This is a genomic window from uncultured Sulfitobacter sp. (assembly GCF_947499945.1).
Taxonomy (GTDB): Bacteria; Pseudomonadota; Alphaproteobacteria; order Rhodobacterales; family Rhodobacteraceae; genus Sulfitobacter.
Window position 1 is genome coordinate 153,559 of sequence record NZ_CANMQD010000001.1, and the last position, 15,611, is coordinate 169,169.

General features: G+C 57.0%; 12 protein-coding genes. 2 read left to right on the forward strand and 10 right to left on the reverse strand.

The genetic code is table 11. The features are described from left to right. Nucleotides 1-53 precede the first annotated feature (53 nt). The 8 genes from Q0775_RS00760 to Q0775_RS00795 all read right to left on the reverse strand — a co-directional run bounded on the left by Q0775_RS00760 (nt 54) and on the right by Q0775_RS00795 (nt 9,653). The gene (locus tag Q0775_RS00760) at nt 54-506 is read right to left on the reverse strand and encodes a cytochrome c-type biogenesis protein (RefSeq protein ID WP_298857187.1); all 453 of its coding nucleotides are present in this window, start codon (nt 504-506) and stop codon (nt 54-56) included. Next, nucleotides 503-2,476, reverse strand: coding sequence for a heme lyase CcmF/NrfE family subunit (locus Q0775_RS00765; RefSeq protein ID WP_298857189.1), 1,974 nt, complete (start codon nt 2,474-2,476; stop codon nt 503-505). The genes Q0775_RS00760 and Q0775_RS00765 overlap by 4 nt, the downstream gene beginning before the upstream one ends. A 78-nt stretch (nt 2,477-2,554) precedes the next feature. Then, nucleotides 2,555-3,127: a holin family protein gene (locus Q0775_RS00770; RefSeq protein WP_298857190.1), complete on the reverse strand. Its 573-nt coding sequence runs from the start codon at nt 3,125-3,127 to the stop codon at nt 2,555-2,557. Beyond that, on the reverse strand, nt 3,118-3,729 hold the full coding sequence (locus Q0775_RS00775) for a holin-associated N-acetylmuramidase (RefSeq protein ID WP_298857192.1): 612 nt from the start codon (nt 3,727-3,729) through the stop codon (nt 3,118-3,120). The genes Q0775_RS00770 and Q0775_RS00775 overlap by 10 nt, the downstream gene beginning before the upstream one ends. A 72-nt stretch (nt 3,730-3,801) precedes the next feature. Continuing rightward, complete coding sequence (ccmE, locus tag Q0775_RS00780; RefSeq protein WP_298857194.1) at nt 3,802-4,245, reverse strand: cytochrome c maturation protein CcmE; 444 nt, start codon at nt 4,243-4,245, stop codon at nt 3,802-3,804. A 34-nt stretch (nt 4,246-4,279) separates the two neighbouring features. Beyond that, nucleotides 4,280-5,308: an N-acetyl-gamma-glutamyl-phosphate reductase gene (gene argC, locus Q0775_RS00785; RefSeq protein WP_298857196.1), complete on the reverse strand. Its 1,029-nt coding sequence runs from the start codon at nt 5,306-5,308 to the stop codon at nt 4,280-4,282. A gap of 42 nt (nt 5,309-5,350) precedes the next feature. Continuing rightward, nucleotides 5,351-6,160, reverse strand: a complete 810-nt coding sequence (gene murI / locus Q0775_RS00790; RefSeq protein ID WP_298857197.1) for a glutamate racemase — start codon at nt 6,158-6,160, stop codon at nt 5,351-5,353. A gap of 94 nt (nt 6,161-6,254) precedes the next feature. Next, entirely contained in the window at nt 6,255-9,653 is a 3,399-nt protein-coding gene (locus tag Q0775_RS00795; protein WP_298857198.1) for an indolepyruvate ferredoxin oxidoreductase family protein, read from the reverse strand. 182 nt (nt 9,654-9,835) lie between these two features. Here Q0775_RS00795 and Q0775_RS00800 point away from each other — a divergent pair, with 182 nt between their 5' ends. Both Q0775_RS00800 and purL read left to right on the forward strand, forming a co-directional pair. Then, on the forward strand, nt 9,836-10,732 hold the full coding sequence (locus Q0775_RS00800; protein ID WP_298857199.1) for a LysR family transcriptional regulator: 897 nt from the start codon (nt 9,836-9,838) through the stop codon (nt 10,730-10,732). Nucleotides 10,733-11,079: 347 nt separating this feature from the next. Continuing rightward, nucleotides 11,080-13,239: a phosphoribosylformylglycinamidine synthase subunit PurL gene (purL, locus tag Q0775_RS00805; protein WP_298857201.1), complete on the forward strand. Its 2,160-nt coding sequence runs from the start codon at nt 11,080-11,082 to the stop codon at nt 13,237-13,239. A 67-nt stretch (nt 13,240-13,306) separates the two neighbouring features. Here purL and Q0775_RS00810 read toward each other — a convergent pair whose 3' ends face one another. Both Q0775_RS00810 and Q0775_RS00815 read right to left on the reverse strand, forming a co-directional pair. After that, nucleotides 13,307-14,572 carry a VWA domain-containing protein gene (locus tag Q0775_RS00810; RefSeq protein ID WP_298857203.1) on the reverse strand — a complete coding sequence of 422 codons (1,266 nt, stop codon included), beginning with the start codon at nt 14,570-14,572 and terminating at the stop codon, nt 13,307-13,309. Between the two features lie 63 nt (nt 14,573-14,635). Further along, entirely contained in the window at nt 14,636-15,541 is a 906-nt protein-coding gene (locus tag Q0775_RS00815; RefSeq protein WP_298857206.1) for a MoxR family ATPase, read from the reverse strand. Nucleotides 15,542-15,611: the final 70 nt, after the last annotated feature.

Here is a 15,611-nt window from a genome sequence, read left to right on the forward strand (position 1 = left end):
ACTTTGAGCCCGACCTTACCACAGCGGCACAGGCCTGCCAGCCCGACGGGGCGTTACTTCTTAAGGATATCTCGGAGGGTCGCCGCTTCATCGGCGCTCAGCACATCATCCTGCGGCGCCTTGGCCGTGCTGCGGCCACGCACGTAGACAACACCTACTCCCCCTGCAATCAGCAGCATCAATGGTCCAGCAGCCCAAAGAAGCCAGTTCGCACCGCCGAAAGTCGGTTTCAGCAAAACGAACTCGCCGTAGCGAGCAACGATATACTCAAGCGCATCTTGGTCAGTGTCCCCTGCTACCAACCGCTCCCTCACTAAAAGACGCAGGTCTTTGGAAATGGGCGCGTTGCTCTCGTCGATGCTTTCGCTTTGACAGACGGGGCAGCGCAGCCCCTTAGAAAGATTCAGCGCACGCTGCTCCAGAACAGGGTCCGACAAGACCTCGTCAGGTTCTACCGCCATAAGCGGCGTCGCGATCAGCATGAGGATCAGGATCAGGCGTTTCATTCGGCAGGCACCGCATCCTTCTCGGACCTGGTCTTGCGGGCGCCAGCGGCCACACGGAAACGACGGTCTAAGAGGCTGAACATCCCGCCAAGCGCCATCAACGCACAACCGACCCAAATCCAGCTTGTCATTACTTTGATATAAGTCCGCACGGCCCAGCCACCATTCTCCTGCTCGTCACCGATCACAAGGTAAAGATCGCGCTTCCAGTTCTGGTCGATCGCTGCCTCGGTCGTTGGCATCTGCGCCACCGGATAGAACCGTTTTTCAGGGGAAAGCGTTGCGATAAATTCGCCATCCTGAACCACATCAATCACTGCGCGGGTTGCGACGTAGTTTGGCCCGTTAAGGTTTTCGACACTGCGCAGCGTCATCTCATAGCCATGCACTTCGAACGGCACATCTATTTGGGCTACTCGGATGTCTTCGACAGTCCATGCATAGATACCAGCAATGCCCATCATCGTCACGCCAAGGCCCGCATGTGCCGTAGCTTTGCCCCAGTCGGCACCCGGCAAACGAAGTAATCGGCCCAGACGGTTAGGGCCGCGCCCCGTGCGTTGCGCCAGATCAATCGCGACGCCCATCAACACCCACGTGCCAAGGAACATACCTACAGGCCCGATCAGACTGCGCCCTGTCTGCATCGCCCAAACAAGCCCACCAATCGCAATGCAGGCGACAAAGGCATAGCGCAACGGATACAAAGCGCGCCGCATCGAGGCGCGCTTCCACGGCATCGACGACCCGATTGGAAGTGCGATACCCAGCAGGACCATAAACGGCGTAAAGGCAGCATCAAAGAAAGGCGGCCCTACACTCAGCTTGCGATCAAAGAACATCTCCGCCAGCAGCGGCCACATCGTTCCTACAAAAACAACAAAACACGATACGGCGAGCAGCAAATTGTTTACCACCAACGCGCTCTCGCGACTGGCCAGACCAAAAACACCTTTGGCCTGCATAGCGCCTGCCCGCAACGTGAACAGGATTAGCGCCCCGCCCATAAAGAACGCCATGATCCCAAGGATGAAAATACCGCGGTCAGGGTCGTTGGCAAAGGCGTGAACCGACGTCAGCAAGCCAGAACGTACAATAAATGTGCCGATCAACGAGAAGCCGAACGCAAGGATCGCAAGTAAAATGGTCCAGCTTTTAAGCGCCTCACGCTTTTCCACCACGATAGCAGAGTGCAGAAGCGCAGCAGCCAACAACCATGGCATAAAGCTCGCGTTCTCGACGGGATCCCAAAACCAGAAACCGCCCCAACCAAGTTCGTAATAGGCCCACCAAGAGCCGAGCGCGATGCCGATGGTCAGGAATACCCACGCGGCAAGGGTCCACGGACGCACCCAACGCCCCCACGCCGCATCAACGCGACCTTCGATCAGGGCCGCCACAGCAAAGCTGAACGCCATACTGAGACCAACATAGCCGAGGTACAGAAATGGTGGGTGAAACGCCAAACCGGGATCTTGAAGCAGCGGATTGAGGTCTTGGCCGTCAAAGGGCGGCACCGCCAAACGGGCAAAAGGATTGGACGTCAATAGGATAAACGCCATGAAAGCAACGCCAATAGAGGCCTGCACCGCCAGCACACGAGCGCGCAGAGTCGCTGGTAGTTGTGAGCCAAACCATGCCGCCATTGCGCCAAACAGCGCAACGATCAGCACCCAAAGCAGCATCGACCCTTCATGGTTTCCCCATGTACCGCTTATCTTGTAAATCATAGGCTTCATTGAATGGCTATTTGCCACAACGACCGACAGACTAAAGTCGGAGGTCACAAAAGCCCAGGTCAGCGCCCCGAAGGAAGCAGCCACCAGCAGAAATTGTACAGTAGCGGCAGGTTCGGCCACGGCCATCCAGCCGGACCACCCTTTGGCGGCACCGACAAGCGGCACAATCATTTGAATAACCGCTACGCCAAAAGCGAGCATGAGGGCGAAATGTCCGAGTTCTGTAATCATGCCGACAACATAAGCGCTCAGACGAAGGGTGCCAATAACAATCGGCCACTTACTGCGGTAAGGTCAAAGAGCCGCAGGTCAACGCGCCGCCAACCATGCACGCAACGCCGGATTATCATCAACCTTGAGCGCTTGAGCGCTCAAACGCGCATCAGAACCAGCATCAGCCACCCCTACGGATGATGCTCTTAGCGCACCAATCATCGCAATGTTTTCAACCACCTGTGGGACATGCTGGACGGTATCGACAATGCTGCGCTGGAATTCCTGCGACTTCACCTGATGACGCGCTCCAAAATAGAACGAGACGATAACCCCCAGCAACCACCACAGCGGCTCTGGCACCAGCGCGATCCCTTGCATGCGCTGTGCAAACCACAAGGGGGCCACCATCGCCGAGACAAATAACCCAAGCGTGCCAAGAGCGAGCGCAGGCCGCGGCAGGCGATTCACCCCATCCATAAAGCGGTCAAATCCACCTTTGACCGGCGCTCTGAATTCATCACCGTATTGGCTCATCGCTTGACCCTGAACACGAGCCCCCCGCGCTGCTGCCGTCTCTGCGTTTTCGCGAAATACCTCAACCGTATCGCGCACCACATTGCGATCCCCGCCAAAAACAATGCCCAGAATGCTCTCGATCATACCCATCGTGCGGTCCTCGTTTTGAATTGTGTAGCTGACAGGTGATATTCAGGCGCGATGAATTCCTCTGCCCGCTTGATCCATCCCCCTTTACCGCCCGCTTGCGTACGCGCGAACTTGCGACTCGCCACGCGCCTGTCTGCCAAACGGAAATAGTAATTCCGCCGCGCGATCCCGTATGCATCCACAATGTGATCCGGCTGCGCATGATAGGCTGCACGCACCGCTGCAAGGGTTTTCGGCCCCAGCGCACCATCCACAACCACGGCATATCCCATGTCAATCAGCATCCGCTGCAATATTTTCACCGCATTTCCGCCCGCATTCACATACATGTCAAACACAGTCGCCTGTAACGGCGGTGGCAGTTCTGCAATGAGCGGGCGATGGAAATAATGCTCGATAAAAATCTGAATAGCTTGATCACGAGTCAAACGACGCACGTCAGCAGTGGTAATGCTGCCATCACGATCAAGGTCAAGTCCGAGGCGGCGCATGGTATGGATAGTCACACCAAAATTTGTAGCACCGCCCGGGTCGTCGGGATCATTCACATAGCCGCCCTCACGGACGACAATTTCTTCTGTAATCTGGCTAACACTCTGCATGGATGTTCTCCTCTAGGTTAAGAGAGAGAACGCCATTAAATCGTTAATTTGCTCGGACCACAGCGTGCGCTATCAGCTGTCAGGCTCTTGATAAACGCCTTGCGCCTTAAGAGCGTCAACAACCTCTTTTGGCATATAGGTTTCATCATGTCTGGCAAGTATTTCAGTCGCTTGAAAGACACCGTTGATGTATTTTCCGGTTCCAACCATGCCTTCGTTCTCACCAAACAGATCAGGCAACACCCCTGTATAGACAACAAGAACACTCGCACCGCCATCCGTCACGGAAAAGCTGATTTCCTCACCCTGTCCGCGCTTCAGCGTGCCTTCCTCAACCAAACCGCCGATGCGAAAGACTTCAGTCGGCGCTGGCGGCTCTGCCATCACCTGGCTCGGTGCACGGAAAAAATTTATCCCGTCCCGCATCCCATACCCGATCAGCGCCGTTGATCCGATCAGCGCGGCAACCGCCACAGCAATCAACTGGATGCGGCGCTGTTTTTTGAGGCTTTTCATCGTAAACTCCGATCAAAATTCGAGGATGAGCGATTTAGGGGAACAAAGGCGCCATCATCAGTCCCTCTGTCTCTTCAATACCTAACATCAGATTGGCGTTTTGCAACGCTTGGCCGGACGATCCCTTCGTCAGGTTATCCAATGCTGCCACAACAATCGCACGGCCCTCAATGCGGTCCCCTGTCACACCGATATGGCAAAAGTTGGAACCACGGATATGGCGCGTGGACGGTGCCTCACCAAAGGGCAGCACATCAATGAACGGCTCACCCGCATAGGCCGCCCCAAGCGCTGCATGAATGGCCGCGGGATCGCCTTTGACATAACAAGTGGCAAGGATACCGCGATTTGCAGGCATCAGGTGCGGCGTAAATTGCACTTTTACATCCCGACCTGCAATCAGGGAAAACTCCTGATCAAACTCACCCAGATGACGGTGCGTCCCGCCCAACGCATAGGCGTGATAGCCCTCAGACAGCTCCGCATGCAGCAGATTTTCCTTAAGCGCACGCCCTGCCCCTGACACGGCGCATTTGAGGTCAAGGATGATGTTATCAAGGTCAATGAGCTTTGCCTCGATCAAAGGCCGCAGTGCGAATTGCCCCGTCGCGGCATTGCATCCCGTGCCAGCCACAAGCCGCGCGGACTTTATCTCGTCGCGGTAAAACTCGGTCAGTCCGTAGACCGCCTCGGCCTGCTGCTCCAGTGCTGCGTGCGGATTGCCATACCAACGCACATATTCCTCAGGGTCGCGCAGCCGGAAATCCGCCGACAGGTCCACAATCTTGAGAGTCTTCGGCAGCTGCGCAATCACCTCCTGCGAAGTTTTATGTGGCAATGCGCAAAAACAAAGGTCTATGGCCGAAAAATCAATCTCCTCCATCGTGACCAGATCGGGTAAATCCAAGTGGCGCAGGTGCGGAAACACCGATGCCATGCTTTGACCCGCTTTAGAGTTGCCGCCTAAAGCTTTAATTGTCATGGAGGAATGGCCTGCAATCAGCCGGATAAGCTCAGCACCCGTGTAGCCAGAGGCACCGAGAATTGCGATGTTATATGTCATATTGTTCGTCCCAAAAATTGCGTTGAATAAAGAAGCGCTGCACTATGCTGCAGTGAACTTCATCTCTCGTCGCAAAAACTGTGTGGCGCGGCTGCTCACTTGCTTGGGATCACCCGTTGTCAAAAACGCCGCCTCGCCACTGCCCGCTTTGTCTGGATGACGGGTGAGGTAGTCGGCAAGGCTCTCGGCGACCAGATCGGCCTGACTGAACACGGAAACATCCGCGCCCAGCGCATCCTGAAACGTGCCTTTCATCAACGGATAATGGGTACAGCCCAAAATAGCCGCCTGCGGGTGCGGCATCTTTCGCTTGAGCGCATCAACATGGCTGCGCACCATCGCTTCAGCAAGAATCATGTCGCCCTCTTCGATGGCATCGACAACACCACCGCAGGCCTGCGCCTCAACATCCACTCCTATCGCGCGAAACGCCAATTCACGCTGGAACGCACGGGTGGCCACAGTCGCAGGTGTCGCAAACAGCGCCACATGCTGCACCGCCACTTCACGCGGCGGAGAGTTATCGCCCCACTGCCGCTCGGTCAGCGCTTCGATCAGCGGTACAAACACCCCCAGCACACGCTTGTCAGCAGGCACCCAACTCTCCTGCATACGCCGCAAGGCGGCCGCCGAGGCGGTATTACAGGCCAACACGACCAGATCACAGCCCGCATCAAACAACCGCTGCGTGGCCGCGACAGTCAGGTCATAGATATCCTCGGCATTACGCACGCCATACGGCGCATTGGCGCTGTCCGCCAGATAGACAAATTCCTGATCGGGCAGCCGCTTTTGCACTGCCTCCAAAATGGTTAAGCCGCCCAAGCCACTGTCGAAAATACCTACTGCCATGTGATGTTCCGGCCTTTGAATGAGATATCCGCACCGAAACACCCCGGCGCGGTTGAGGCAAGTCCTTACGCGCTTGGCGCATAGAAATCCACCGTCACTCTGCCGCTTTTGCCACAGATGCGCCACCTGCGCGGATCACGCTGAGCAATTCCTCGCGCCGCTTGGCCGCTTGCGCCTCGTTGGCTTCCTTCACAGGCCCAAAACCCCGGATTTGCAGCGGCAATGCCGCAAGCGCCACAATGGCATCGCGGGTATTGTCATCCAGCTTGGGCAGCACATCGCGCATATCGGCCTCGTACTGCTTGATCAGCGCCCGCTCCATCTTGCGCTCGGCGGTATAGCCGAACACGTCCAGCGGCGTTCCGCGCAGCCCTTTCAGCTTTGCCATGACGCGCAGGGGTTTCTCCAGCCACGGACCAAACTCGCGTTTCAGCGGCCGCCCGTTCGGCCCCATCTTGGACAGCAGCGGCGGCGCGAGGTTGAACGACATTTTGAAATCCCCCTCAAATTCCGCCTGCGCCTTTTCACGACTGCTGAGCAGCAGACGCGCCACCTCGTATTCGTCTTTATAAGACAATAGCTTGTGATAGCCCTCAGCCACCGCCTCCAGCACAGCCTGATCGCTGATCTGGTCCAGCATTTTGCCATAGCGTTTGGCGAGCCGTTTTCCCTGATAGCCGATTAAATGCTCCTTGCGGAAGGTAATCTTCTCTTCCAGCGACTTGGGTAAGGACACTACATTCGGCGTCAGCACCGCCTGCGCCTCGGCAGGAAACAGCACTGCCCAGCGCCCGATCTCAAAGGCACGCAAGTTCCGCTCAACCGCCGCGCCATTAAGGCGAATCGCATCCGTGACTGCCGCAAGCGTGAGCGGGATCAATCCGCGCTGCCACGCACCGCCAAAAATCATCATGTTGGAATAGATGCTGTCGCCCAGCGTCGCCTTCGCCAGATCGGAGGCATCGAACATCGACAGATCGTCTTTCAACCGCGCTTGCACGGCCAGTTCCAACTGGTCAAACGGCATCTTGAACTCGGTATCGCGGGTGAAATCACCCGTGATAATCTGATGGCTGTTCACCACGGCCCCCGTGCGCCCCGTCGAGGTCAGCCCCAGCACTTTGCTCCCGCCAGAGGTCACAAGATCACCGCCAATGAGCGCGTCACACTCCCCCGTCGCCACGCGAATGGCTGAAATATCTTCGGGACGGTTGGACAGACGGCAATGGATGTTCACTGCACCACCCTTTTGGGCAAGGCCTGCCATCTCCATCATGCCAGCACCCTTGCCATCAATTTGCGCGGCTTGCGCCAGTACCGCACCGATGGTCACAACGCCCGTGCCACCAACGCCTGTTATCACCACGTTATAGGTGCCATTGATCGCAGGGATCTCTGGCATCGGCAGATCGGGTATTTTCACTTCTGTCGTAGCTTCCTTGCGCACAGTGGCCCCTTCCAGCGTCACGAAAGACGGACAGAACCCGTTCACGCAGGAGAAATCCTTGTTGCACGATGACTGGTCAATCGCCCGTTTGCGGCCCAGTTCGGTATCCGCAGGCACGATGCTCACACAGTTAGACTGCACACCGCAATCACCACATCCTTCGCAGACGTCAGTGTTGATGAACATGCGCTTGTCCGGATCAGGAAACAGCCCGCGTTTGCGGCGGCGGCGCTTCTCGGCAGCGCAGGTCTGGACATAGACGATCGCACTCACCCCCTCCACCTTCGCCAGACGCTTTTGCACGTTTTGCAATTCCGCCCGCTCGAATGTCTCAACGCCTTTGAAGGCCGCGAAATCAACGTCCTCCTTCTCGTCATAGACCACGACGAGGTCTTTGATCCCCATTGCCTTTAACTCAGCCACAATACGCGGCGCATCCAGATCGCCCTCATTGTGCTGGCCCCCTGTCATGGCAACGGCATCATTATACAGGATTTTGTAGGTCATATTCGTGCCAGCCGCGACAGCCGCACGGATCGCCTGAATGCCCGAGTGGTTATATGTCCCGTCCCCGATATTCTGGAACACATGCGGCGTGGTCGAGAAAGGTGCCTCCCCGATCCAATTAGCGCCCTCTGCCCCCATGTGGGTAAAGCCGAGCGTTTCGCGATCCATCCACTGCACCATAAAGTGACAGCCGATACCCGCATAAGCACGACTGCCTTCAGGGACCTTGGTGGAGGAGTTATGCGGACACCCCGAACAGAAGTAAGGCAAACGCCCCGCCAGCTCTTGCCCGTTGTCCGCACGCTTGGCATCGGCCAGATCGGCAAGCCCAGCGCGGATACTATCCGTGCCACGCCCCTCGTCGCACAAAACCTCACCCAGCTTCTCGGCAATCTCTACAGGGTCCAGCGCCCAAGCGGCGGAGAAGAACTCGATCCCCTCCTTGGTCCCGCCGTAGACCCGCTGGTCCGAGCGGCTGTCGAACAACGCCTCTTTAATCTGCACTTCAATCAGCTTGCGTTTTTCCTCGACCACGATGATCAGATCGAGGCCGTCTGCCCATTCCTTGAACCCGCGCATATCGAGGGGCCAGACTTGTCCGACTTTATACGTGGTAATCCCCAGCCGCTCCGCCTCAGCAGCGTCAATATTCAGCAGGCTCATGGCGTGGATTACATCGAGATAGTTCTTACCCGCTGCAACAAATCCGATCTTGGCCCCCGCCTTGCCCCAGACACGTTTGTCGATCTTGTTGGCATAGGCAAAAGCTTCGGCAGCGTAACGCTTGTGATTGATCAGTCGCGCTTCTTGCACGATGCGGTCGTCTAAAAGGCGGATGTTCAAGCCGCCCTCTGGCATATCAAAATCAGGCTCTACAAACTCAAGGCGGAAAGGATCACCATCCACAACAGAGGTCACCTCAACCGTGTCTTTCATCGTCTTCAGCCCCACCCACAGGCCCGAAAACCGCGAGAGCGCCCAGCCATACAGGCTATAATCCAGTATCTCCTGAACACCCGCAGGCGAGAGCACAGGCATATAGGCATCGACCATCGCAAAGTCGGATTGGTGCAGCACGGTAGAGGATTCGCCCGTATGGTCGTCCCCCATCGCCATGATCACACCGCCGTTGACCGAGCTTCCCGCCATATTCGCGTGCCGCATCACATCGCCAGAGCGGTCCACCCCCGGCCCTTTGCCGTACCACATGCCAAACACGCCGTCGTATTTCCCCTCACCGCGCAGTTCCGCCTGTTGCGCACCCCATAGCGCCGTGGCGGCCAAGTCCTCGTTCAGCCCTGCCTGAAACGTCACGCAACTCTCGGCCAGCTGCTTTTGCGCGCGCATCATCTGCATATCGACCGCCCCAAGTGGCGAACCGCGATAACCTGTCACCAAACCGGCGGTATTTAGCCCAGCGCGCTTATCCCGCGCCGCCTGCATCATCATCACCCGCACCAGTGCCTGTGTGCCGTTTAGCAGCACCGGGCTTTTGGTCAGGTCGAAACGGTCATTGAGTGAAATCTTTTGCGTTGTCATGGTGTTCCTCCCCGAAAACCAACAGGCATGTCATATCTATGCATGCCGCGTGCCACATCACAATAGGTCACAAATACTGACCTGTATATATCTTAATACAAAGCTGCAAATTTTCCCCTAAGGTTTAGGGTGTGTCCCTCCTGCAAAATCAGGTAGAAGACAGAGAACTTGAAAGGCGCACCATGGACTGGGACAAACTGAGAATTTTTCACGCCGTAGCAGACGCAGGCTCGCTCACTCATGCGGGGGACAAACTGAACCTGTCGCAATCCGCCGTGAGCCGTCAGGTCCGTGGCCTTGAGGAACAGCTTAACACAAATCTGTTCCACCGTCATGCCCGTGGGCTGATTCTCACCGAACAAGGTGAGCTGTTGTTTGACGCCACCACTGCCATGACCAAGCGCCTTGACGCCGCCGCCGCGCGCATTCGCGACAGTGAGGAAGAAGTGTTTGGCGAATTGCGCGTGACCACCACGACAGGCTTCGGCACACTCTGGCTCGCCCCCCGCCTGTCCAAGCTTTATGATAAGTATCCCGATCTTAAAGTTGACCTGATGCTCGAAGAGCGTGTGCTCGACCTGCCCATGCGGGAAGCCGACGTCGCTATCCGTTTCAAAGAGCCGTCACAAGCCGATCTAGTGCGCAAGCGTCTGATGACCGTGCGCATGTGCCTCTACGCTACACCCAAGTACCTAAAAGAAAACGGCACGCCACAAACGATGGCCGAGTTGTCAAACCATCGATTGATTTGTCAAAATACCGACAGTGATCAGGTCGGAGCAGGTCTCAATCTGATCCAAGAACTGATGCTCAACGATCTCAAATCCTTGCTCACGGTGAACAATTATTTTGGCGTACTCCAAGGGGTGCTGCATGATCTGGGCATCGGTGTTTTGCCTGACTACGTCACCCAAGATTCGCCGCATCTGGTCCGCGTGCTGCCAGACATCGAATCCGCCGAAGTACCTGTGTTCCTCGCCTACCCAGAAGAGCTGCGGCAGTCGCAACGCGTAGCGGCCTTCAAAGACTTCGTTCAAGACGAGATCATAAGTTACCGCAAACAACTTAAAGAAACTTAAGCTGGCAGCAAAACGTCCCTCTAAGCTATGCACATAACGCATAGCGGCAATGCCTGCAGATGTTCAGAAACTGCCTTGAAAAGGGGCAGGCTGCATCCTATTTCAAACTTATAAGGATTCTGGTGCCTTCGTGCATCACCCTTATACCTCCCTGTTGGACTTTGCCGGGCCTTTGTGCCCGGCACTTTTTTATCCACCACGGCAAAGGTTCCCCCGTCTCGATTTAAACAATCAGGCCTTCCCCCCTGCACGCTCCTGCCGTATGAGGTGGGCCAAGTTTTATTGCCAAGTTTATGGCGCGGTCCTTTTGGGGCCGACAGCCAATGAGCCACCTCGGGAGCGCCACCATGTCAGAGCCAGAAATCACCACAGAGATCATCAAAGCACACGGGCTGTCTGACAGCGAATACCAGACCATTCTAAATCTGATGGGCCGCACCCCGACATTCACCGAGTTGGGCATCTTTTCCGCCATGTGGAATGAGCATTGCTCTTATAAATCCTCCAAGAAATGGCTTCGAACCCTTCCGACCGAAGGCCCCCAAGTTATCTGCGGCCCCGGCGAGAACGCAGGCGTGGTCGACATCGGCGATGGTCAGGCCGTTGTGTTCAAAATGGAGAGCCACAACCACCCCTCCTACATCGAGCCTTATCAGGGCGCGGCAACAGGTGTAGGCGGCATCCTGCGCGATGTCTTTACCATGGGCGCACGCCCGATCGCCTCGATGAATTCCCTGAGTTTTGGCGAGCCGAGCCACCATAAAACCAAACAGCTGGTGCACGGCGTCGTGGGCGGTGTTGGTGGTTATGGCAACTGCTTTGGTGTGCCATGTGTCGGCGGTGAAGTCCGCTTTGACAAAGCTTATAATGGCAACTGTCTGGTCAACGCCTTTGCGGCAGGCCTCGCCGATGCCGACAAAATCTTTTACTCTGCCGCTTCTGGCGTCGGCATGCCTGTCGTCTACCTCGGTGCCAAAACAGGCCGCGACGGTGTGGGCGGTGCAACGATGGCCTCCGCAGAGTTCGACGACACCATTGAGGACAAGCGCCCCACTGTCCAGGTCGGCGATCCGTTCACTGAAAAACGCCTGATGGAAGCCACGCTTGAGCTGATGGCAACGGGTGCAGTGATCTCAATCCAAGATATGGGCGCTGCCGGCCTCACCTGTTCCGCCGTTGAGATGGGCGACAAAGGCAATCTTGGCGTGATCCTCGATCTTGAAAAAGTTCCCACGCGTGAGCTGAACATGACTGCCTACGAGATGATGCTGTCCGAGTCTCAGGAGCGTATGCTCATGGTCCTGCGCCCCGAGTTGGAGGCAGAAGCCAAGGCCGTCTTCGACAAGTGGGACCTCGACTTCGCCATTGTCGGAGAGACAATCGCCGAGGACCGCTTCCTCATTCGCCTGAATGGAGAGGTCAAAGCAGACCTGCCGCTCAAAGCACTCTCAGGCACCGCCCCCGAATATGACCGCCCATGGATAGAGACACCCGCTGCGGCCCCGCTGGCAGATGCTCCCACCATTGATCCGATCAACGGGCTGAAAGCTCTGCTCGCCTCCCCTAACTATGCGGGAAAATCGTGGGTCTACGAGCAATATGACACCATGGTTATGGCGGATTCAGCGCGCACACCCGGCTGGGGCGCAGGCATCGTGCGTGTGCACGATACCGACAAATCGTTGGCCTTCACCTCCGACGTGACCCCCCGCTATGTAAAAGCGAACCCCTTTGAAGGCGGCAAACAGGCTGTCGCCGAAGCTTACCGCAACCTGACCGCCGTAGGTGCAACGCCCCTCGCCACCACTGACAACCTCAACTTCGGAAACCCTGAAAAGCCCGAAATCATGGGCCAATTTGTCGGCGCTATTAAAGGCATCGGCGAAGCAGTTTCCGCGCTCGACATGCCCATCGTCTCTGGCAACGTATCGCTTTATAATGAGACAGACGGCTCTGGCATCCTGCCAACGCCTACAATCGGTGCAGTCGGCCTGCTCAAATCAACAACAGACATCATTGGCTTTCACGTGACCACGGGCCATGTCGCACTGGTACTCGGCGAGACAAAGGGCCACCTTGGCCAATCCGCCCTTTTGGCCGAAGCATTCAACCGCTCCGAAGGCGACTCCCCCCATGTGGACCTCAAAGCCGAAGCCGCCCATGGCGATTTCATCCGCGCCCAACACGTGCTGATCGCCGCCTGTACCGACCTCTCGGATGGTGGCCTCGCCCTTGCCGCTTTCGAGATGGCCGATCACGCAGCCTTGGGTCTTGCGCTAGAAACAGACAACACCGCCCAGCTTTTTGGTGAAGATCAGGGACGCTACCTCATCGCTGCAACGCCTGAGAACGCTGCAACGCTGCTAGCCGCAGCACAGTCAGCAGGCATCCCGCTGAGCCAAGTAGGCGTATTCGGTGGTGACACTCTTAGCTTCGGTACAAGCAGCGCAGAACTCGGCGATCTTGCTACGCTCTACCGTGCAAGCTTTGCCGCGACAGTGACCTAAGCACATCCTTCATTGTTACCAAAAAATTGCGGGGGAATTGGGCTTTGGTCAACGGGGGAAACGCCCCCTAGGTTCCCTCTATCATCCCCATCAGCCGCGATTTTTCGCCCACATCATCGGGTCTTGAAATCGCGGCGGCCAAGGCCTCTAGCGAGGCGATGGAATGGCCAGCGCGGAAACTGTCGACATGAGGCAGCATCGCGCGAATGCCCGCCGCCTTGGGTGCAAACCCGTCCCAGCGCAACAGCGGATTGAGCCAGATCACGCGCCGCGCAGACAAATGTAGCCGCTGCATTTGACGCGCCAGAGCCTCAGGATCATCGCGGTCCAACCCGTCTGTAATAAGCAGCACAACAGCCCCCTGCCCCAAAACGCGACGCGACCAGTCACGGTTGAACGCCTCTAAGCTTTGCCCGATACGCGTGCCGCCCTCCCAATCCTGCGCCTGCGCTCCAGCCGCTTTGAGGGCTGCGTCCACGTCCTGCGTGCGCAAATGCCGCGTGATGTTGGTAAGCTGCGTGCCAAAGGTAAAGGCATACACTTGCGCCCAACCTGCCCCCCGCTCATTTGCGACGGCATGAAGAAAATGCAGTATAATGCGACTATACTGACTCATCGACCCTGAGATATCACAGAGCACCACCAGATTGGGCCAACGCGGTTTCGGCTTTTTAAACGCCAGCGCATCCATCTCACCGCCCCGTCGCAGCGCCGCCCGCAAGGAGCGTGCCGCATCCACGCGCCCCTGACCAAAACTGGTCGTAGACCGTCGTGAAGGCAGGGGTTTAATCGGCAGGCTCAAACGCGCAAGCATCCGCTTGGCCTCTGCCACTTCCGCAAGGCTCATCAACTCGAAATCCAACGTTTTAAGGCGCTCCGAAGCGGACATCGTCAGTGAGGCATCCACCTCGATCACCGTCTCTTCCTCGCGGGCGTCGGTCTCTTCGGAGCGCGGTGGTGCCTCGGCCCCATCCAGAAGTGCCTCCGCCGCGCGTTTCTCGGCCGCTTGTGCAGGTCTCTCCTCTTGCACCCCGCGAATGGCGGGCAGCATGGCGGCCATCATATGCTCCAGAAATCGCGGATCGCGCCAATAGAGGCGAAAAAGCTGTGCAAAGATACGAGCGTGTTCGGGACGGTTCACAAAACAGGCGTGTAGCGTCCAGTAAAAGTCCCGCTTTTCACTAAATCCTGCCGCCTCTACCGCCCGGATCGCATCAATCACGCGTCCTGGACCAATTGGCAGCCCTGCACGGCGCAACGCGCGGGCAAAATGGGTGATGTTTCCCGCAAGGCGCGGCTTTTCGGGCAGCTCTAGGGGGATATGCTCAACCATTCTGCATCCCCTGCTCGACCTTAAGTCGAGGGTTTGAGTTTAAGTGAGTAATGAAAAAACGGGTCATACTTCTAGGCTGGCGCGCGCCTCATCCAGCAGGCGTTTGGCTTCTGATCCTTGGAGTTTTGCGATGTCGTCTTGATATTTCAGCACCGCGCCAAGCGTATCAGCAATGACTTCGGGACTGAGGGTGAGAACGTCAAGCGCCAGCAGGCACTTAGCCCAGTCAATCGTCTCGGCAACGCCGGGTTTTTTGAACAAATCCTCAGTACGCAGACGTTGGACAAAGGCCACAACCTCCCGGCTCAGCGCTTCGGCGGCTTCTGGCGCTCGGGCGGTGAGAATATCCATCTCCCGCTCAAAATCGGGGTAATCGACCCAGTGGTACAGACATCGGCGCTTGAGCGCATCATGGACCTCTCGGGTGCGGTTGGAGGTGAGGATAACGATCGGCGGCTCTGGTGCTTTGATTGTGCCCATTTCGGGGATCGTGACCTGAAAATCGCTCAGCGCTTCGAGCAGAAACGCCTCGAATGGTGCGTCCGTACGGTCAAGCTCGTCAATGAGCAAGACAGGCGCACCATTCTCGTCAGGACGCAATGCCTGCAACAATGGGCGTTCAATCAAAAACTCCTCGCTGAACAGCTCGGCGTTTAGGGCTTTTCGATCAGCACCTCCAGCTGCCTCGGCCGTCCGTATCGCAATCATCTGCGCGGCAAAGTTCCACTCATATACCGCAGAGGACGCATCAAGCCCTTCGTAGCATTGCAGGCGGATCAGGCGTTTACCCATGCTTGCAGCCAGCGCCTTGGCGATTTCCGTCTTACCCACCCCCGCCTCTCCTTCAAGGAACAGCGGACGCCCCAACTTTAGGCTCAAGAAGACAACTGTGGCCAAAGGGCGCCCGCAGACATAGCCCTGCTCCGACAGCATCTTTTGCACCGCATCAATGGATGAAATATCTGTCATAGTCTGCGCGCTCCCGTTTTGCTGCGCTCAGAAGGCCACCGCCTGGGCCAAGGGTCAAGGTGACAATGAT